The organism is Metallumcola ferriviriculae (genome assembly GCF_035573695.1).
GTDB lineage: Bacteria > Bacillota > JADQBR01 > JADQBR01 > JADQBR01 > Metallumcola > Metallumcola ferriviriculae.
On record NZ_CP121694.1, the window covers coordinates 1,394,704 to 1,414,278 of the forward strand.

The following is a 19,575-nucleotide window of genomic DNA, read 5'->3' on the forward strand; positions in this document are numbered from 1 at the left end:
GAAGAATAAGTAGCATTTATAATCTGTAAGCTTGTCAGACAAACTGACATAACTATATTCTCATTTGTTATCTAAGGAGCTGCTGACTATGGAAAAGGTGAATGTTAAGAGAACTAACCTGCCGGACTTAATTATCAAACATTTTGAGGAGATGCTTGTTTCTGGTCGTTTGAAACCTGGGGACAAGCTACCCACAGAGCATGAATTAATGGAACTGTTTTCCGTAGGAAGAACCACTATTAGGGAAGTATTGAAATCGCTTTCGGTACTAGGTGTGATTAAACGGACCAGCCAAGGTACTTTTGTTGAAGATACATCTAAAATGTTTCTCAGCCCCGTAGGTAGAGAGATTATGATGCAGCAAAATAATTTTGAGAAGATTTATGAGGCAAGGGGCATGTTGGAAGCAGGGTTAGCAGGATTAGCTGCGGAACGTGCAAGTGACCAGGAGCTAGTGGAATTAGAAACAGTACTAATGGGCATGAAATCCCAGATTGAGGGCGATAATCAAGCATTTATTCAATCGGATATTGCGTTTCACCAACAGTTGGCCAAATTAGCGGCTAACGAGGTACTTTATAATATTTTTATTAGTGTCCGGGAAATGGTCATTGAAGCCCAAACGAAGGTAGTGGGTATACCGGGGATAAAGGAAGAGGCGTTTAAACAGCACCTGGCGATTTATGAGGCTGTTAAAAAGCGGGACAGGCCAAAAGCCGAAACGGTTATGCTTGCACACGTCAATAACATCAAACAGTATGTCAGCGAAGCTTAATTCTTTCATCATTATATTTCAGAAAATTTAAAACTTTGATTAGATTTGCGCTTTGTAAGGAGGTGAGAGCTCACAAGAAGCCAGGCTTTGCAGATAGAGGAATTAAAACAAAAAAGGGAGGTTATAAAATGTTATTTGGAAAACAAAAGAAATTTTTACTACTTATTGTTTTGGCGCTTTTTGTTTTGGCTGCAGCCGGCTGCGGTGGCGGTGGTCAGGCTGAACAACAAGAGAAACCCGGTGATGCCAAGGAAGTATCTAAAGACCCGATTAAGGTTGGTGTAGTAGCAGTTATGAGTGGTGACGGTGCCGGCTACGGTGCTGCGATCAAGGCTGGGTTTGAAATTAAACGGGATGAAATTAATGAAGCCGGCGGTATTAACGGGCGGCCGATTGAACTGGTTCTTGAAGACAGCGGCGGTGACAAGAACGAAGCTATTAACGCAGTGCAGAAGTTAATTAATAAAGACCAAGTATTGGCAATTCTTGGGCCTACCTATAGCGGTGAAATGTTTGCTGCTGGTCCTATAGCTGACCAGGCTGGCGTAGTTATCATGGGTACCTCCAACACAGCCGCAGGTATAGGCGAAATCGGCCCTTATGTTTTCCGTAACTCAGTACCGGAGTCAGTAGTTATTCCCACTACTGTTGCTAAAGCCAAGGAGAAGCACGGTTTTACCAAGGTTGCTTTGATGTACTCTCAAAACAATGACTTTACGGTCAGCGGTGCGCAGACCTTTGAACAAGCGTTGAAGGATCAGGGTGTAGAAATAGTGGAAACTCAAACCTTTAATGACGGCGATACCAATTTCCAAGCACAATTAACCAAAGTAGCTGCGGCTAAACCGGATGCATTGGCTGTATCCGCACTTTACAAAGAAGCTTCATTGCTGCTTGTACAAGCCAAACAGCAGGGTTTGGATGTTCCGGTGATGGGTGGCAACGGTTTCAATTCACCACAGCTGATGGAGATTGCTGGTGATGCTGCTGAGGGCGTAATGGTGGGCAGTCCATGGTTTACAGGTAAGGACGATCCGAAAGTTCAGTCTTTTGTACAAAAGTACAATGACCTTCATGACCAGAATCCGGACCAATTTGCTGCTCAAGCATACGATGCCTTGGGAATTATCGCAGAGGCCATGACAACGGAAGGTGCCGCTGACGATAGAGATAAATTTAGAGATGCCATGGCAGCGATTAAGGACTATGAGGGAGTTACCGGTGTTTTCTCCTTTGACGAGAATGGTAACCCGGTGATGAAAGCAACTGTACTGGAAGTCGTGGACGGAAAGTATACGGAGGTTAAGTAGTAATCTGGCGGGCCCATGAAAGATGAGGTGACTTAAATGTTTTGGCAGCAGGTAGTAAACGGATTGACAGCAGGAACCACATATGCCCTGGTGGCATTAGGGTATACTCTGGTTTTTGGAGTACTAGAAATAATCAACATGGCACACGCTGAGATATTTATGATGGGTGCTTTTGTAGGGTTGCTGATAGTAACGACTACAGGTGCACCCCTGTGGGTTGCCATCTTAGGGGCCATGCTGGGGGCGGGCATTTTGGGCTGGATGCTGGAGTATCTGGCCCTCCGGCCTCTTAGAACTAAAGGGGCGCCCCATTTAGCCCCCCTAATTAGTACCATTGGGGTTTCTATTTTTTTGACCAACTTGGCTCTGATGGTTTTTGGCCCTCAGTCTACACGGTTTCCCCAAAGTGTGGAACCGGTATTTTACAACTTCTTGGGGATACGTATTTCCCTCCTCCAAATCATTATATTGGGTATTTCTTTTGCTTTAATGTTGGTGTTAAAAGTAATGTTAGCCAAAACAAAGCTTGGAAAATCACTACGATGCGTAGCGGAAAATCCCGAAGCGGCCGGCTTAATGGGCGTAAACGTTAGTTCCATGATGGTGCTGACGGTGGTGATTGCATCAGCCATGGGTGGTGCAGCCGGAGTGTTGGTAGCTTTGCAGTTTAATGCCATCTCTCCAACCATGGGGGTGGCTTATGGGCTTAAGGGATTGGCTATCATCATTGTCGGTGGCATGGGTAACATCAGCGGCGCTATGGCGGGTGGATTGATGCTCGGTGCAGCCGAAGTATTCAGTATTGCTTACATTGGCTCATCTTATCGAGATGCCGTTGCCTTTATTATGCTAATTACTGTACTGTTAATCAAACCGTCCGGTATTTTTGGCGAGCTAGAAGGGAGGAAGGGATAACGTAATGGACTTTTTAAACGCCTATTACTTACAAATAATCACCTTCGTAGCCATTAATGCCATTCTTGCCCTGAGTATTTACATTCCTTTTTCTGCCGGCCAATTATCCCTGGGCAATGCAGGATTCATGAGCATCGGTGCGTATACCGCGGCGATACTAAGCCTCAATTACGACACAAATATTTTCATAAGTATTATTGCAGGCGCCTTAGTGGCCGCTCTTGTAGGAATGGTGCTAGGCTTTCCCGCGCTACGGCTGACAGGACTTTTCTTGGCCATTGCTACATTGGGCTTTGGCGAGGTGGTTAGGGTGGTCTTTTTAAACTTAAAGATCACTAACGGAGCACTCGGGCTGCCGGGCATTCCTAACCTGAATAATTTATTTGGGGGATACCTTAAAGCTGCGGGTATTGACAGTTTGTGGGGCTTACGGTTTACTCAAGTTTCTGCCATACTCACCCTTGTTTTTTCCTTTGCCGTATTGGCCGTTTGTTTTGTGTTTATTCTTCGCCAGGAAAAATCACGTATTGGAAGAGCGATGGCCGCCATCAAAGCAGACGAGGTGGCCGCAGAAGTAATGGGTATCAGCACAACTTACGTAAAGATGCTGGCCTTTGCCCAAGGTGCCTTTTTAGCGGGGTTGGCCGGGGCATTGTCTGCTCATATCACAAACTTTATCTCGCCTGGTGACTTTGGTTATCACCATGCCATTGATATGCTGCTGTTTGTGGTTTTAGGGGGCAGTGAGGTGGTATGGGGCGGTCTGCTGGGTGCCTTCATTATTACCACCATACCGGAAGTGCTGCGCTTTGTTGAGGATTACCGGTGGATACTGTTCGGCATGCTGTTAGTTCTGATGATGGCTTTTAGACCCCAGGGTATTATAGATGCCAACCTGTTTAAGCGTTCTAAAGAGGCGAAAGATACGCTGAAACAGAACGGGGAGGTGAGCAGCTAATGCTACTGACATTAAAAGCGGTATCAAAGAACTTTGGTGGTTTGGCGGCAGTCCAATCGCTGGACCTAGAATTGAACCAGGGAGAGATATTAGGACTCATTGGCCCTAACGGGGCGGGGAAGACTACTGTTTTTAACCTCATTTCCGGGCTTATGCCCGTATCAGGCGGTAACATTCTCTTAGACGATGTTTCTTTGTCGACTAAAAAATCTTCAGAAATAACTCGTTTGGGAATTGCCAGGACATTCCAGAACATCAGGCTGTTCGGGCATCTCACTTCGCAGCAAAATGCAATGGTCAGTCAGTTCTGTCGTACTAAGAGTGGTATTTGGAGTGCTTTCCTGGGACTAAAGGGTTTTAGGGAAGAGGAAAAGGAGATAAAGCGGCGGGCAGACCAACTGCTGGAGTTTGTGGGTCTTGGAGATTTGGGAGACACTCATGCAAGCAGCTTGCCCTACGGCAGTCAGCGGCGGCTGGAAATTGCTAGAGCGCTGGCTACTCAGCCAAAGGTGCTGCTGCTGGATGAACCAGCGGCGGGCATGAATGAAGTGGAAACCAAGGCGCTGCTAAAGCTAATTTTCTCTATTAAGGATACAGGTGTCAGCATAATTATTATTGAACACGACATGAACCTGGTGATGAACCTCTGCGACCGGGTGGCTGTTCTAAACTTTGGCGGTAAAATTGCAGACGGCATTCCCGCGGAAGTGCAGAAAAGTCCTGAGGTTATTCAGGCGTACCTGGGTAAGGAGGATGATGATATTGCTTGAAATCAGTGCCATTGAAGCCTATTACGGTAATATAAGGATTTTAAAAGGGGTAGATTTGCAGGTTCCGGAAGGATCTATAGTGACCTTAATCGGTGCCAACGGTGCCGGCAAGACCACTACCCTGCGTACCATTACGGGAGCACTGGTTCCCAGGAGCGGTAGGATAACCTTTAAAGGGGAGGATATCATCGGTTGGCCGCTTCATAAGGTGGCCCGAATCGGTATCAGCATGATTCCTGAAGGGCGGGCCATATTTAAGAAACTGACGGTGGAAGAGAACCTGGAGATGGGTGCACTTAACCGCAAAGATAATGAAGTCAAACAGGATAAGGAAAGGGTTATGGATAGATTCCCTATTTTACGGGAGCGCTTAACGCAGCAGGCAGGCAACCTTTCCGGAGGCGAACAACAAATGTTGGCTATCGCTAGGGCGTTGATGGCTCGGCCTAAACTGCTGCTTCTGGATGAGCCCTCAATGGGTTTGGCCCCGCAAATTGTCGCGGACGTGTTTCGGGTAATTAAAGAGATTAACGATCAGGGAACCACCGTCCTGTTAGTGGAGCAAAATGCCAGACAGGCTCTAAAGGTTGCACATTACGGCTACGTAATGGAAACGGGAAGGATAGTACTGTCAGGTACTGCTGCGGCACTGGCACAGGACCCTAAAGTTATCGAAGCGTATTTGGGAAGCAGGGCAGTGTAAGCTTAAAGGGAGCGGGTGGTAGGATGAAGGCAACAAAGGTGTTTGGAGAGAAGATTACCAGCGCTATTCAGGATGATGAAAGCAAGCGGGGCAGGGATCGGGCATTAAATATTATTCGCCCTAATATGCTAAAAATGGTGCAGAAATATCCGGATAAGCATAACCAGCTAAGAGCGGTCAAGCGGGAATCATTAAATAACATGTCGGACTTAGTGGACCAGGCGACGGCCAAATTAGAGGAAAACGGCTGTAAAGTCTTTATTGCCAAGGACGCTGCCGGCGCTCAAAAATATATCTGCAACATAGTAAATCAGGGCCCGGTAGTCAAATCCAAATCCAATGTAGCTAAAGAGATCGGTCTAGTGGAAGCCCTGGAGGAGAAAGGGCTTAATATAGTAGAAACTGACCTGGGAGATTGGATCAACCAACTGGCCAAAAGCAAAGCCAGTCATACCCTGGCGCCGGCTATTCATATTCCGGCAGAAAAAGTTAGGCAGATGTTTTCCAAAATTGAAGGCAGGGAATTAAGCGGTGATATTGACGAGTTGGTAGGTGTGGCTAGGAATCACCTACGTGCCACTATGGAAACTGCACGGTTTGGTATTACCGGTGCAAATGCCATAACGGCGGATACGGGATCTGTCATTCTGACGGAAAACGAGGGCAACATTAGGGCGGTAACTACACTGCCCAAGGTTCATATAGTGGTTGCCGGTATCAATAAGATAGTGCCCACTTTTGAGGACGGGGTGCTGGTGGTGCAGTCAGCCTCTATTTACGGGGTAGGACAGGATATTGGGACGTACATCTCCGTGATATCTGGTCCGGCAAAGAGCAAAAAGAGTGCTTTCGGACCGGAGGAAGTACATGTGGTACTAATTGACAATGGACGTTCTGCGGCGAAGGAAGCTGGGTTTGAAGAAGCTTTTTACTGCATTAATTGTGGCAGCTGCCAGAACTTTTGCCCGGTTTATGATACCATTGGCAATGCTTTTGGTAAAAAATATATTGGTGGCAGTGGGGTGGTGCAGACTGCGTTTACACGCAGCCTGGCTGAGGCGGAGGAGAGTGGGCTGTCCGCGTGCCTCAGCTGCGGCACATGCATTCAGGTATGTCCAAATAGTATCGACACTCCCGGTATGATCAGCCGTTTGCGAAGCACGGTATTGGCAGAAAAAGGTATGGGAACGGTAAAAGGATACGCCTTGAATAAGGTACTAAGAAACCAACGGCGCTTAGAAGGTGCTGCTGGGAAGGCAGCCAAGGTAAAGGGCATACTGTTGGTCCCTGATGAGCAAAAGCGGGGATGTCGAGCCCGCATTGGGCCGGCTGGCTTCAAAAACAGGGTGCTGCCTATGCCAACCGCCCAAAGTTTTCTGCGTACTGCGCCTAGCACCGTAAAAGTGAGCAACCCGAAAATGAAAGTGGCATTGTACTCCGGCTGCCTAGTCAATGTTGCCTATACAGATGTGGGTCATACCGCTTTGAAAGTACTTAAGAACAACCAGGTGGAAGTGGTCGTGCCTAAGGACCAGGAATGCTGCGGTCTGCCCATGATGGTCAATGGTGACATGGATACAGCCAGGGAACTTGCCAAGAAAAATATCGACCTACTGCTTGAAGCTGATGCAGACAAGGTGGTTAATGTTTGTGCCACATGTCAAAGTATGCTTCATGATTACCCTCTACTTTTTGCCGGGCTGGATGAAGAGTATCATCAACGGGCAGTAAAGTTAGCAGATAAAGTAGTGGATATAGTTAGTTTGCTGGTGGATGAATTGGGAATAAACAATAAAGGTTTGAAATTTGCGGGGGATCCAATTACTGTTACTTATCATAACCCGTGCCATCTAAAAGATTTAAGAACTAATTATGGTAAACATGACAATCCGCGTCTGCTGTTAAGCGAGATGGCAGGTATAACTTTCTCTGAGTGTGAGGGGGCGGACAAATGCTGCGGCTTTGGGGGTACGGTCAGTTTCGACCACTATAATTTGACCGGATGCATCGGCAGAACTAAGGCCGAGGAAATTGCCGCCTCTGCGGTGGATGTAGTGTGCACTTCATGTCCCGGGTGCATGGCCTCTTTAACTGACGGGTTAACTCAACTGGGAAGCGATATTAAGGTCAAACACATGGTAGAACTGATTGCGGAAAGTGATTGGAACAAATAGATGGGGGGGATGGCAATGGAAGACGTGAAGGTGGCTCACGAGCCGGCTGAGGAAACTCTGCCAGACAGGGTACGCGTAGCTTTGGAAGAGAAAGGTTGTCAGGTGACATCCGCCGAATCATGGGCAGATGTCACAAAGTATATCGGTAAATTAGCAGGTACAAGCGGTAGTGTCGCCTTAGCGGCCTTTCCTTTAGCTGAGGAAGCAACCTTAGGGGACAGGTTAAATGCTGAGGGTCTATCTGTTTTATCTACTGTTGCATGCACAAGAGAGGAAATCCTTTCTGCTAGTGTAGGCATTACCGCGGCGGATGCTGTGGTGGCGGAAACAGGCACAATTTTTTTAGTGGAAAACGAAGGTGATTCCCGCTTTGTTTCAAATATGCCGCCTATTCATATTGCCTTGGTAGTAAAGGAGGCAATGGCAAGTACTGTGACTGAAGGTTTGAAAAAAGTGAGGCGCGCATCCCAAGAAAAGTATGGGGTGCCTTTAGCCAACTATGTTACTGCTATATCCGGGCCCAGCCGGACGGCAGACATTGAGTTTAAGATGGCCTTTGGGATGCACGGTCCCAAGGAGGTCCATGTGATTCTGCTTGAGGGAGATATATACTGATATTCGTTTGAATTTCTCAATAGGCGAACATCCCTCAGCCATTTGCCCGTCAAGTGCTCGAAAGGTCGCAGTATATTAGGCAATTATAAAAGCAGCTGTCTTGTTTAGTCACAAGAACGCTGCTTTTTATTTTAGGTGCACTTATATATAATTAACTGCGGACTTGCTTTGGTCATGCAATTATTCACAAACTATTAATATTATAAATAGAGGAAAGCAGAAAGATAATGGCCAATTAATTTAAGTGAAACAAATAATACTTTTAATTTGGATCAGAAAAGCGTATAAATACAGCTTGGCTTAATAAAATGAAGTGATGTAGTAGGGCACTACTTTGAATGGGGGTGGCATTAATGGAAAACGAAATTAAAGTCCTGCAGGAACAAGTAACTGAACTTAGTAGAACGGTGGAGGATTTACAGAGCCGTCTGGAACTTATAGAAGATAGAAAAAAGGCTAATCTAGCTTTGGGCACGAAACCAGAGCCTCGACCGCTAGCCGAAAAGACCATTGGTACCCTTAAGGAAAAGAGAAAAGAACTTCAAACCAAGGCTAAACGACCCCGAGTAAATCTGGAACTGCGCTTAGGCCAGATGCTAAACCGCTTAGGTGTGGTGGCGCTGATTGTTGGTTTGGCGATCTTCTTAAAGTATTCTTTTGACAACCAGTGGATTGGTCCAACTGGACGAATTATTCTCGGCATGCTGCTGGGGGTAGGATTATGGGCGGGCGGTGAATATACTAAGAAGAAGTATCCCCGTTATGCTCAAGGTTTGCTGGGCGGCGGCAGTTTAGCCATGTTTTTTTCAATCTACGCCGGCTATAGCTTCTATGACCTCTTTTCCCAGGTAGCCACATTTATTGTGCTAGTGGTAATTATGGCGCTGACAGTGGTGATGGCCGTCCGACATGATGCTATGGTCATTGGTGTGCTGGGTATAATCGGTGGTTATCTAACGCCATTCATGGTGGGAAGCAATGACCCGAACCCGTGGGTACTATTTACATACCTGACCATTCTCACTGCAGGGGTTCTTGGCGTGTCCTCCTCCCGCAAGTGGATATTATTTAACTACCTGAGTTTTTTCTTTAACCAGGCAATCATCCTGTTTTGGATGTTCGCTGAGTTTGATTTAGGGTATCTGACGCCGACAATGCTATTTCTTGTTGTTACATTCGTTCTTTACGTAGGTATTACCACTGCCTATAATATCAGGCAGCGAAAGCTTTCAACTACCGCAGAGACTATTTTGATGGGGCTCAATGCCTTCCTGTTTTTTGCCTGGAGCGCAACGGCCTTAGAGGGTACAATTATCGATGGTTACATGGGCTTTTACGCCATATTTTTAGCCTGCTGCTATATCTATCTTGGCAGGACCGTTTATACGGTTTACAAGGATGATAAGAAGCAGCTCTTTGTCCTCTTTGGTACGGCACTTGTCTTAATTACCATTGCCATGCCGCTGCAGCTTAAAGAGCACTACTTATCTATTGCCTGGCTGACAGAGGCCTTAAGCGTGATTTTTATTAGTTTTAAACTTAGCAGCAAGAAACTACGTTTTGGTGGTCTTATCATCTTAGCAATAGCGTTGATGAGTACCTGGGAATTTGTAGATAGCTGGTGGATGAATAAGGAAATGTTCCTTTTGAATTATCGAACCCTGGTTGGGCTTTATGCAATTGTCGTCACCGGGTTAGTCGCATGGCTTTATGCCCAAAATGCCGGAGAAGATGAAAAGCCATTAGCTTTTATCTTGCAAGGTGTGGTACTAATGGAGGTTTTTATATTCCTTACAATGCAGAACAGTCATTTCTTCTCTATGAAGGATTATGACTTTCTCTTGTCACCTGAGCAGTTGAGCCTTAGTGGTATATGGATGCTTTATGCTATTGTCTTGTTTACTTTGGGATTAAAGAAAAATAATCGTTATCTCAGGTTCGGGGGCCTTGGACTTATCGGTATTGTAATAGCAAAGGCATTTTTCGTTGACCTTGACGATCTAGCAACAATCTACAAAATAGTATTGTTTATTATACTGGGGTTGTGTTTACTGGGTGTTTCTTTTGTATATCAAAAGAAAAAAGATATCATAATCGGCGAAGACAGCGAGGAGGAAATGTAATGAGGCGGACTTTATTCCTAGTGATTTTTCTTCTTATCTTTCAATCTATTGCTTGGGGTGCTGAAGGCACGAATCATTTCAAATATCAAGGCAGCCTATCAGCTCAGGGCTTAGAGGAGGATTTCTTTATTTTGGAACTCGGCCCCAGCGTGCTAGAAGTTGCCGACCCATCTTTTAAAGATTTAAGGATATACAGTTCAGATAATGAGTTGAGTTACCAGGTGCTGCGAGAGGTAGATAGACATAACACAGTAACTGAAAAGATGGAAGTGTTTAACAAGGGCGTTAATGACAATAAGTATTCTTTTTTCATTGCTCCGCCCGGTAAGTTAGATGATGAAGAACTGGAATATACCGTGAAGTTAAGCGCAGCGGAATACCTAGTCAAAGCGGATATTTATGGCAGTAATGATAGGAATAAATGGAAATTCCTTAAAAAACAGACACTTTACGGTGTCGATAACGCTTTTAATAGTTTTGCTTTAAACAATGTGGCCTATGACTTTATTAAAATCGAGTATGAACTGCCAAAGGAAGGTCTTCTTGAAGTTAAGACTGTGGACTACAGTCGTGTAAGGCAGGTTGTCAAAGAAAGGGAACCCAAATATGTTTCCTATGGTATCACCAATGAAAATAAGAAGACCCAGGTAACAATTGATAATCAGTATACAAACTTTCATTCCAAAAGGGTCGTTATAGAAACTCCGGACGATAACTTCTATAGACAGGTAACGCTTGAGGGAAAGAATGATGGTGATGGTGAATGGCAGCTAATAGCTGAAGACATCATTTTTAGGGACAGTACCGGCGAAAAATTAGATGTACAGTACGGTCCTGTCAACTATCGTCATTTACGTCTAGCTATTAATGATGAAGATAACTCCCCCTTATCCATAGAGGCGATGAAGGTGCAGCAGGTTCCTACTTATCTTTTGGTTAATGCGACCAATGAGCCTGAGGGATTTATTGCTGATGTTTACTGGGGCGACCAGTTGCTGGATGCACCGAATTACGATATAAATAACTTGAAACTTTCCCGTAACCCGGGTGACTACCAGCAGTTTTATCTTGATAACGTGGAGGAGAACCCAAACTTCTCGGAGATTGATAGTAGAATGCCGCTTACCGAACGGATGCCTTGGCTGATGCCGCTAAGTTTACTGGTATTGGCGTTAGGGGCAGGAGTTTTTCTCTATAGGACAGTTAAGCAGGTTGGGTAATTTAATGATTTAAAGACATGTTTCTATGAGAAATGTTTCTATGATCGGACATCTTGGTTTTCAAGGTGTCCAATTTATTTTTGAAGGAACTTATCTTTTTTTCAAATTCTTCGCGAGTCTCTCCTTGAACCAGCTTCAGGTCATCCACTGCCAGGAGGATATTACCTTCACAGCAGGCGCTTAATAGGAGGAGACTTACTTCCACATCTTTTTCTACCATTGCATGGCATTGATGTCGCAAATCTAGACACTTACTGATGATGGGTAAGCATTGACCGGCCACATTTAGTGGGCTTTCAATGGCCTTTATTTTAGCGTTTTCATCCTTTTGTAACGCATCGGTGAAGACTTCCATATCCCGTTGTCCCAACTCTAAGAATGTCTCGGACAGTCTATCTAATTCTAATGTGAGCTCATGAAATCCATCAATTTTCACATGTTTTAAAGTAAGCTCGCAGGCCATCCCCAGCAACGACACCCCCAACGCACCGGTAATAGCAAGGGTCGAGCCTGCGTTGGCCGATGTTTTGCCCGAATTCAGCTCATTGAGATAGCTGCTTATAGAAATGTGTGTTAAGTCCATTTAGAAAGCCCCCATAAAGAAATTAATTCGCTTATTATCTAGCTATACCCTAAAGTAAGCTTTCATTTGTAAATAAGTGACACTTTGGAACCCTTTTGGTGCCTGACACCGAGGTGTCACTTATTTATTAGGCTCATTTGGCGATTTAGCAGCCGTTTATGCTTTTTTTTATTTTTTAGAAGGAAAACGATAAAGAAGGGCGAATAATATAATACAGAAATGAACACGATGTTCACAATGCGAACAGGGGTGGCCGTCATGGAGAAAGACATGTTAGATAGAGAAAAAGATTACCTGGTAAAGGCCTTGTCTAAAGGGTTAACCATCTTGGAAATTTTCGACTCTGCAAACACCGAGTACAGTGTGCAGGAAATTAGTAAAAAACTAAAAATTAATCGAACAACTGCATTTCGTTTAGTAAAGACACTGGCAGCAAAAGGATTTTTAGAGGAAAATAACTCAAAGTATCAGTTAGGTCTAAAATTGCTAGAACTGGGCAATCTGGTTAACTATAATATGGACTTGAGGCAAAACGCATCTCCCTTGTTGGCAAAGCTCGCACAAAAATTATCATTGACTGTGCACCTAGTTGTTAAGGAAGGTAACGAAGCAATTTATATTGATAAAGAGGATCCGCTAGATGCTGTTATTACCTATTCTCGGGTTGGTAAAAGGTTGCCTCTTTATTGTACTGCAGTCGGTAAAGTGCTTCTGTGTGACCTCAGCTCGGACGAAATAAAACAAGTCTTTTTGGGGGTAGAGTTTTCCCGGTTTACTGCTAATACCATAACTAGTGTTGATAGTCTGACATCGGAAATTAAATTAGCAAAAGAAAGCGGCTATGCATCGGATAATGAGGAATTACAAGAAGGTATGATATGTATTGCCGCCCCCGTAAGAAATCATCGAAATGAAGTTATAGCAGCCTGCAGTGTTACTGGTATTGATAAACAGTTTAGTAACTTGGACCAGGATAAAGTGATACACGAACTTTTAGATACGGCCAACAAGATATCTGGGAGAATGGGGTGGCAAGGCTAGGATTCACACCATTTATATAGTACTAATCAAAATAGTTAAAGGAGGCAATATCTTATGACGGAAAGAAAGAAAATCACCATTCACACTCTTAATCAAATGAAGGAGAAAGGTGAGCCTATCACGATGCTTACCGCCTATGATTATCCTGTGGCTCTTCTTGAAGAGAAAGCAGGAGTTGAAATAATCTTGGTGGGCGACTCCTTGGGTATGACCGTATACGGCATGGATGGTACACTCCCGGTCACCTTGGACATGATGATCAACCATGCTACCGCTGTCCGTAAAGGCGCACCTACTGCATTTCTAGTAGGGGATATGCCTTATATGACCTATCAAATAAGCAAGGAAGAAGCTATCCGTAATGCCGGCCGGATGATGGCAGAAACTAACTGTGACATAGTAAAACTTGAAGGCGGCGTGGAAATGGCAGAAACTGTAGCGGCGATGGTTAAAGCGACAATTCCTGTCATGGGTCACATTGGTTTAACCCCGCAATCCACAGCACAAATGGGCGGATTTAAGGCTCAAGGCCGAACAGCCGAGGAAGCTGTAAAGCTGATAGAGGATGCCAAAGCTTTAGAAGCAGCCGGTATTTCTTTATTATTAGTGGAAGCTGTCCCCCCGGCAGTGCTTACTGAAATTACTAAGGCTCTTTCAATACCGGTTATCAGCTTGGGCGCCGGAGCAGATGCTGCAGGCCAATTGCTAATTGTACACGATATCTTAGGTTTCTTTGATCGGTTTGTTCCCAAGTTTGTTAAGAAGTATGCTAACTTAAATGAGACTATCCATAGTGGTTTAAGTGATTATGTAAATGAAGTGAAAACAGGCAAGTTTCCCGAAGAGAAATATACTTACGGTATGAAAGAAGAAGAAGTGAAGAAGTTGAAAGATTTGTTAAGGAATTAAGTTTGATGTTTACTTTAGCTTAGGACCTCCTCAAATTAAATAGATGATTGCAACAAAGGAGGAGGCAACCAGTTAGTTGACCTCCTCCTTTGTTGATTTATAGTAAAATAGAATTTCTTAATAGGGCGTGCCTTAAGAATTTGAATCCATACATTTCTTTAATGCTTCCATCATTAATGCTTTTGTGCTAAGCAAATGTCGATAATTACTCTCATAGGCTTCTAATAGTTCCTCTTTATTTATAAACTCTAGTGTCTTTTTATGTTCTTGAAGAGCCGTGGTTAATCGGTTATTTTCTTTTAGGGTTTCTAAAGCAATTCTACTGATTTTGTCGCCCAGAGATTGATATAGATTGACCAGAATAGTGTTATCACTATAATTTACTATGCATTGGTGGAAGTTACTGTCCATTTCCCAGAATTTATTTCGTTCATTATTTTGGGCAGAAGTTTCTTGGCCAGCAATTATTTCTTCTAACTTTTGGCGCACGTGACCTGCTGCTCTAGATTGGTGATTATTGACCAGCTTTTTGATACAAAATCCCTCTATAGCTTCTCTGGCTTCGAATACCTCTTCAATTTCCTTTTCTGAAATTGTCTTTGCAGTAAATCCTTTGTAAGGGACAACTTTTACAAACCCTTCATGCTTAAGCTGCTGTACTGCTTCTCTAACAGGGGTGCGGCTTACGCCTAGCTGCCCGGCTACCCATTGGTCAGAATATAGCTTTCCCAATTCAAACTCATTATTTAAAAGTGCTTGCTTCAAGTAGTTATACACTTGTTCTTTTAAGCTAGGAACCTTTTTTATGTTTTGTTTCAAAGTTCGACACCCTTTCTTAAAAACATCTTGGCAACTAATATGTTACATGGTATACTTGTGGTGCTCCGAGCGGCTAACATGTTACATATCAAGAACTACTTAAGATGTTACCAAGAGTTGTGCGTAAAAGCAATAGATATTAGTTTAATTTTTTGAAAATACAACCTTTATCTAAATATAAAATGTTTGGTTACTTAACTTAATCCCTTAAACGTGTAGAATTTCTTTGTTTAAGGTTTTTGTTAATCGAAGGGGGGCATGCCGTTGAAAAGTAATTATCAGTAATTATTTTGTTACGGTTTATTGGTTCTGGGGTACGCAATTTTTTATCTAAATAGGGAGGGCTATAATTAATGCTAAAAAGTAGAAAAACATATGCTTTAATTATCGTACTAATGTTAAGTTTAGTGGTAGCAGCAGGATGCGGTGGAGGAGAAGCTCCATCAAATGATGAATCTGCCAATGGTGCTAATGCTGATAAAGCAATCAATATTAAAATAGGTCATGTTTTGGCCCCGACCCATCCGTATCAAACTGGATTAGAAGAGTTCGCAAAACTGGTTGAAGAAAAAACTGAAGGTCAGGTTACCGTTGATGTATTCCATAGTTCCCAACTAGGCAATGAAAGAGAAATGATCGAGGCACTGCAGATGGGTACATTGGATATGGCCTTAGTTTCAACAGCTCCTTTAGCCGGCTTTTCTAATGAGTTTTTAGTATTTGATTTGCCCTTTATTTTCGATAACAGGGATAATGCGTATAAAGTGCTAGATGGTGAAATCGGATCCGGTATTTTGTCCACTTTAGAAAGCAAAGGCATAAAGGGTCTTGGGTACTGGGAGAATGGGTTTAGAAATGTTACTAACTCGCAGCGCCCTGTAATCCACCCTGAAGATATGCAAGGTTTAAAAATACGTACAATGGAAAATAAAATTCATATGGCTTCTTTTAGGACTATTGGTGCTGATCCTACAGCGATGGCATTTGGTGAACTATTTACTGCATTGCAGCAGCAAACTGTTGACGCTCAAGAAAACCCATTGCCAATTATTTTTACTTCCAACTTTTTTGAAGTACAGGATAACCTTGCAATGACTGGTCATTTTTATGCAGCTGCACCGATGTTAATCAGTAAGCAGCTATGGGATGGTTTTAGCCCCGAAATCCAAAACGCAATTCAAGAAGCTGCCACTGAAGCAAGAGACTTCGAACGTGAGACTGTTGCCAGTATGGATTCGGAGCTTCTTGGTACTTTGAAAGACAAAGGAATGCAGGTTACAGAAGTTGATAAAGCGGAATGGCGTGAGGCCATGCAGCCTGTTTACGAAGAATTTGAAAAAGAAATTGGAGCAGACGTAATCCAAAAAGTGTTGGATGCTCAGAAGTAACTGGTAAAATATGGGGCTGGCAGGGTTACACTTGCTGGCCCTTTTAAAAATTAACGGTTGAATTAGTTGTTTATTGAGAATGGAGGGGAATGATTTGGCGGAAAAAAAGCAGAGCAAGTTTTCTGATATGCTTGGCAAATTGGAAACCGGCTTAATTACAGTGCTTTTAGGCGGAATGACTATTGTTGTGTTCCTGCAGGTTTTTTTCCGTTTTGTAGTAAAGGGGTCGCTTCCTTGGTCAGAGGAGTTGGCTAGGTACTTAATGGTTTGGGCAGTGTTTATTGGCGCCAGTATCGGGGCCCGGGAGGGAGCACATATTGGCGTAGAGGCAGTCGTAAATGTTTTGCCTAAAAGATTGAAGAGAGGAAGCATTGTTGTTTCAGGACTGCTATCTGTAATTTTTTCAATTGTTGTAATGGTGTTATCTTTTCAAGTTATTGCCGTCCTAGTTAGCACGGGACAAAAATCTCCTGCCATGCAGATGCCTATGTACTGGGCATATCTAGCGATTCCAGTTGGTTCTATCTTTATGGCAATTCGATTTTTCCAAGCTATGGTGGAAAAATTCCAGGCGCCGAGGGGAGAGGGGTAAACATATGAGTCTAATTCTTTTTGGAGTATTTGCACTGTTAATCATTTTAAATATTCCGGTTGCAGTCAGCTTGGGTCTAGCTACCCTGATAACTATTGCGGCAACTGACACAGTGCCTTTGATGGTGGTAGCACAGAAAATGTTTACAGCAACAGATTCTTTTCCTCTGATGGCCATTCCCTTTTTTATGATTGCTGGAAGTCTGATGGAAAAAGGCGGTATATCTCGAAGGCTGATAAAGTTCGCCAATACATTGATAGGTTCTTTTCATGGTGGACTGGCATTGGTGACGGTCATGGCTTCAATGTTCTTTGCTGCTATTTCCGGTTCATCTCCAGCCACGGTTGCTGCTATTGGGTCAATTATGATTCCTGCGATGGTAAAGCAGGGTTATTCACATGACTTTGCGACTGCGACTCAAGCAAGTTCGGGCTACATTGGGGTGATTATTCCACCTAGCATTCCTATGGTTACCTATGGAGTTGTCACTGGAGCATCCATCGGTTCCCTATTTATGGCGGGTTTTCTACCCGGTATGTTAATAGGTGCTTCGTTAATGTTGGTGGCGTATTTAATTTCTAGAAAACAAGGGTATGCCGGTGACAGTAGAGCTACCTCAAGAGAGGTATTCGCAGCCTTTATAGATGCCATACTTGCTTTGTTGATGCCCATTATTATTCTTGGTGGCATTTATGGCGGCATATTTACGCCCACTGAAGCGGCAAACGTGGCAGTAGTTTACGGGTTTATTATTGGCTTTTTTGTCTACAAAGAATTGAAATGGAAAGATATTCCCGGGGTACTGCGTGCTTCCGCTATCAGTAGTTCCATGGTGATGCTGATAATTGCCACTGCAACTGCTTTTGGGTTGTTGTTGACTAGAGAAATGATACCTGCAAAGATAGCAAGCTTTTTTATCAGCTTTACTGACAGTACACTGGTGCTGCTGATTCTAATCAACATTATGTTACTTGTTGTAGGTACATTTTTGGAAACGAATGCCGCAATTATTATTCTAGCGCCCATTTTCTACCCGGTAATAGTACAAATGGGTATTGATCCTGTGCATTTTGGTGTAATTATGGTGATTAACCTGGCAATAGGTATGATTACTCCTCCCTTGGGGGTGAACCTTTTTGTGGCATGTGGCATCACAAAACTATCCATAGAACGTGTCATTAAGGCCAATTGGTTATATCTCCTAATATCTTTGGTAGCGCTTGGAGTAATAACCTATATTCCCGCGATTTCCTTATGGTTACCGACGCTATTACAGTAAGGGTGATGTTTAATGCAGCAAAGTGTTATCAGTAAACTAAAAAGTATAGTAGGGAAAGAGGATATTCTTACTTCCAAGATTTCCAGAGAGGTTTATTCCTATGATTCATCTCCTTTTATCTTTGAACCTGACGTAGTGTTGTTCCCGGAAAGTTTAGAAGAAGTTGTAGAAATATTACAAATTGCAGAGAAGGATGCTGTCCCGGTTGTACCTAGGGGTGCGGGAACCTGTCTCAGCGGTGGGGCTGTTCCTCTCAACGGCGGTATCTCTCTGGTGTTAACAAAGATGACTAAGATACTGGAAGTTGATACGGTTAACGAAACTGCGCTGGTCGAAGCAGGGGTACCGAACCTTACCCTTCAGAAAGAATTGCAGCCCGTAGGTTTTATGTTTGCTCCAGACCCTGCCAGTCAAAAGGTGGCAACCATTGGCGGTAATGTGGCAGAGTGTGCTGGTGGTATCAAAGGAGTTAAATATGGAGTTACCAAAGACCATGTCCTTGGTCTGGAGATAGTTCTTGCCGGAGGAACGGTTATCCATACTGGCGCTTTAGCTCCCGCAGAGCGATTTACACCCGACTTGACCGGAATTTTTAGCGGCTCGGAAGGCACTTTTGGTGTAATTACTAAATGCTTGGTTAAGCTGACCAAAAACCCGGAAGCAGTTAGAACGATGATGGCGGTTTTTGGTAGTTTGGATCAGGCCGGAGAAGCAGTGTCTACCATTATCGCTCGGGGAATAATACCGACCACGCTAGAAATTATGGACAAGAATCAATTGCGGGCAGTGGATGATTTTCTTCATCTAGGTTTTCCTCGGGAGGCAGAGGCGGTCCTGCTGCTGGAGGTTGATGGCTATGAGGTAGAAATAGATAGACAGGTAGATACTATCTCAGGAATCTTTCAAGAAAAGCAGGCATCTAGCGTGCAGAGAGCACGCGATGATGCTGAGCGGGAAAAGCTCTGGCTGGCCAGGCGTTCAGGAAATGGGGCTTTAGGACGCATTAAACCGGCCTATATGGTCCAGGATGTAACAGTACCTAGGCATAAACTGCCTGAAATGCTGCGCTTTGTCAGTGAGATGAGTAATAAGTATAACATCATTATTACCCAAATGGCGCATGCGGGAGACGGCAATCTACATCCCCATCTTTTGTACGAACCGAACGATACCGAGGAGTATGAACGAGTAGAAAAAGCAAGTCGTGAAATATTCCAGAAAGCTATTGATATGGAAGGAACTCTAACAGGGGAACATGGGATTGGTCTTGAAAAACTGCCATTTATGAAGATGCAGTTCACTCAGGCGGATTTAAACTTTATGGAAAAGGTTAAGAGAGCGTTGGATCCTAACTTAAGTTTAAATAGGGGTAAGGTGTTAGAACTTTAAGCCTTTGAAAGG

Annotated in this window: 18 protein-coding genes; 16 read left to right on the plus strand and 2 right to left on the minus strand. The window is 43.8% G+C overall.

All coding sequences use genetic code 11. The annotated features are described in order from the left end of the window. The first annotated feature begins 88 nt into the window (after positions 1-88). The 10 genes from MFMK1_RS06965 to MFMK1_RS07015 all read left to right on the plus strand — a co-directional run bounded on the left by MFMK1_RS06965 (position 89) and on the right by MFMK1_RS07015 (position 11,563). Positions 89-775: a FadR/GntR family transcriptional regulator gene (locus MFMK1_RS06965; protein WP_366924401.1), complete on the plus strand. Its 687-nt coding sequence runs from the start codon at positions 89-91 to the stop codon at positions 773-775. Positions 776-903: 128 nt separating this feature from the next. After that, positions 904-2,085 carry an ABC transporter substrate-binding protein gene (locus MFMK1_RS06975; protein ID WP_428846291.1) on the plus strand — a complete coding sequence of 394 codons (1,182 nt, stop codon included), beginning with the start codon at positions 904-906 and terminating at the stop codon, positions 2,083-2,085. A 36-nt stretch (positions 2,086-2,121) separates the two neighbouring features. After that, positions 2,122-3,000 carry a branched-chain amino acid ABC transporter permease gene (locus MFMK1_RS06980; RefSeq protein WP_366924402.1) on the plus strand — a complete coding sequence of 293 codons (879 nt, stop codon included), beginning with the start codon at positions 2,122-2,124 and terminating at the stop codon, positions 2,998-3,000. A 4-nt stretch (positions 3,001-3,004) separates the two neighbouring features. After that, positions 3,005-3,958, plus strand: a complete 954-nt coding sequence (locus MFMK1_RS06985) for a branched-chain amino acid ABC transporter permease (protein WP_366924403.1) — start codon at positions 3,005-3,007, stop codon at positions 3,956-3,958. Beyond that, a complete protein-coding gene (locus MFMK1_RS06990; protein ID WP_366924404.1) occupies positions 3,958-4,728 on the plus strand; it encodes an ABC transporter ATP-binding protein in 771 nt (256 codons plus the stop codon). Before MFMK1_RS06985 ends, MFMK1_RS06990 begins: the two co-directional genes overlap by 1 nt. Then, positions 4,721-5,431 (plus strand): ABC transporter ATP-binding protein, encoded by a 711-nt coding sequence (locus MFMK1_RS06995; RefSeq protein WP_366924405.1) that lies wholly within the window; start codon positions 4,721-4,723, stop codon positions 5,429-5,431. Before MFMK1_RS06990 ends, MFMK1_RS06995 begins: the two co-directional genes overlap by 8 nt. Positions 5,432-5,454: 23 nt before the next feature. Beyond that, positions 5,455-7,605, plus strand: coding sequence for an LUD domain-containing protein (locus MFMK1_RS07000; protein WP_366924406.1), 2,151 nt, complete (start codon positions 5,455-5,457; stop codon positions 7,603-7,605). 15 nt (positions 7,606-7,620) lie between these two features. Then, a complete protein-coding gene (locus tag MFMK1_RS07005) occupies positions 7,621-8,220 on the plus strand; it encodes a lactate utilization protein (protein WP_366924407.1) in 600 nt (199 codons plus the stop codon). Positions 8,221-8,573: 353 nt separating this feature from the next. Further along, the gene (locus MFMK1_RS07010) at positions 8,574-10,343 is read left to right on the plus strand and encodes a DUF2339 domain-containing protein (RefSeq protein ID WP_366924408.1); all 1,770 of its coding nucleotides are present in this window, start codon (positions 8,574-8,576) and stop codon (positions 10,341-10,343) included. Next, a complete protein-coding gene (locus MFMK1_RS07015; protein WP_366924409.1) occupies positions 10,343-11,563 on the plus strand; it encodes a DUF3999 family protein in 1,221 nt (406 codons plus the stop codon). The genes MFMK1_RS07010 and MFMK1_RS07015 overlap by 1 nt, the downstream gene beginning before the upstream one ends. A 1-nt stretch (position 11,564) precedes the next feature. Here MFMK1_RS07015 and MFMK1_RS07020 read toward each other — a convergent pair whose 3' ends face one another. Continuing rightward, positions 11,565-12,146, minus strand: coding sequence for a cyclodeaminase/cyclohydrolase family protein (locus MFMK1_RS07020; RefSeq protein WP_366924410.1), 582 nt, complete (start codon positions 12,144-12,146; stop codon positions 11,565-11,567). A gap of 258 nt (positions 12,147-12,404) precedes the next feature. Between MFMK1_RS07020 and MFMK1_RS07025 the strand changes: the two genes are divergently transcribed. Together MFMK1_RS07025 and panB are read left to right on the plus strand one after the other, a co-directional pair. Continuing rightward, the gene (locus MFMK1_RS07025; protein WP_366924411.1) at positions 12,405-13,187 is read left to right on the plus strand and encodes an IclR family transcriptional regulator; all 783 of its coding nucleotides are present in this window, start codon (positions 12,405-12,407) and stop codon (positions 13,185-13,187) included. Between the two features lie 54 nt (positions 13,188-13,241). Next, positions 13,242-14,096, plus strand: a complete 855-nt coding sequence (panB, locus tag MFMK1_RS07030; RefSeq protein ID WP_366924412.1) for a 3-methyl-2-oxobutanoate hydroxymethyltransferase — start codon at positions 13,242-13,244, stop codon at positions 14,094-14,096. Between the two features lie 132 nt (positions 14,097-14,228). On the opposite strand, the gene MFMK1_RS07035 is transcribed toward panB, so the two are convergent. Continuing rightward, on the minus strand, positions 14,229-14,915 hold the full coding sequence (locus tag MFMK1_RS07035; protein ID WP_366924413.1) for a GntR family transcriptional regulator: 687 nt from the start codon (positions 14,913-14,915) through the stop codon (positions 14,229-14,231). Positions 14,916-15,268: 353 nt separating this feature from the next. On the opposite strand from MFMK1_RS07035, the gene MFMK1_RS07040 reads away from it, so the two are divergent. From MFMK1_RS07040 to MFMK1_RS07055, 4 genes are all read left to right on the plus strand, one after another. After that, positions 15,269-16,303 (plus strand): TRAP transporter substrate-binding protein, encoded by a 1,035-nt coding sequence (locus MFMK1_RS07040; protein ID WP_366924414.1) that lies wholly within the window; start codon positions 15,269-15,271, stop codon positions 16,301-16,303. A 94-nt stretch (positions 16,304-16,397) separates the two neighbouring features. Continuing rightward, positions 16,398-16,895: a TRAP transporter small permease gene (locus MFMK1_RS07045; protein ID WP_366924415.1), complete on the plus strand. Its 498-nt coding sequence runs from the start codon at positions 16,398-16,400 to the stop codon at positions 16,893-16,895. 4 nt (positions 16,896-16,899) lie between these two features. After that, positions 16,900-18,174, plus strand: coding sequence for a TRAP transporter large permease (locus MFMK1_RS07050; protein ID WP_366924416.1), 1,275 nt, complete (start codon positions 16,900-16,902; stop codon positions 18,172-18,174). A gap of 12 nt (positions 18,175-18,186) precedes the next feature. Beyond that, entirely contained in the window at positions 18,187-19,563 is a 1,377-nt protein-coding gene (locus MFMK1_RS07055) for an FAD-binding oxidoreductase (protein ID WP_366924417.1), read from the plus strand. The last annotated feature ends 12 nt before the right edge of the window (positions 19,564-19,575 follow it).

Coding starts and splice junctions, on each gene's coding strand:
- MFMK1_RS06965 (WP_366924401.1), top strand. CDS start 89: ATGGAAAAGGTGAATGTTAAGAGAACTAACCTGCCGGACTTAATTATC.
- MFMK1_RS06975 (WP_428846291.1), top strand. CDS start 904: ATGTTATTTGGAAAACAAAAGAAATTTTTACTACTTATTGTTTTGGCG.
- MFMK1_RS06980 (WP_366924402.1), top strand. CDS start 2,122: ATGTTTTGGCAGCAGGTAGTAAACGGATTGACAGCAGGAACCACATAT.
- MFMK1_RS06985 (WP_366924403.1), top strand. CDS start 3,005: ATGGACTTTTTAAACGCCTATTACTTACAAATAATCACCTTCGTAGCC.
- MFMK1_RS06990 (WP_366924404.1), top strand. CDS start 3,958: ATGCTACTGACATTAAAAGCGGTATCAAAGAACTTTGGTGGTTTGGCG.
- MFMK1_RS07000 (WP_366924406.1), top strand. CDS start 5,455: ATGAAGGCAACAAAGGTGTTTGGAGAGAAGATTACCAGCGCTATTCAG.
- MFMK1_RS07005 (WP_366924407.1), top strand. CDS start 7,621: ATGGAAGACGTGAAGGTGGCTCACGAGCCGGCTGAGGAAACTCTGCCA.
- MFMK1_RS07010 (WP_366924408.1), top strand. CDS start 8,574: ATGGAAAACGAAATTAAAGTCCTGCAGGAACAAGTAACTGAACTTAGT.
- MFMK1_RS07015 (WP_366924409.1), top strand. CDS start 10,343: ATGAGGCGGACTTTATTCCTAGTGATTTTTCTTCTTATCTTTCAATCT.
- MFMK1_RS07020 (WP_366924410.1), bottom strand. CDS start 12,146: ATGGACTTAACACACATTTCTATAAGCAGCTATCTCAATGAGCTGAAT.
- MFMK1_RS07025 (WP_366924411.1), top strand. CDS start 12,405: ATGGAGAAAGACATGTTAGATAGAGAAAAAGATTACCTGGTAAAGGCC.
- panB (WP_366924412.1), top strand. CDS start 13,242: ATGACGGAAAGAAAGAAAATCACCATTCACACTCTTAATCAAATGAAG.
- MFMK1_RS07040 (WP_366924414.1), top strand. CDS start 15,269: ATGCTAAAAAGTAGAAAAACATATGCTTTAATTATCGTACTAATGTTA.
- MFMK1_RS07050 (WP_366924416.1), top strand. CDS start 16,900: ATGAGTCTAATTCTTTTTGGAGTATTTGCACTGTTAATCATTTTAAAT.
- MFMK1_RS07055 (WP_366924417.1), top strand. CDS start 18,187: ATGCAGCAAAGTGTTATCAGTAAACTAAAAAGTATAGTAGGGAAAGAG.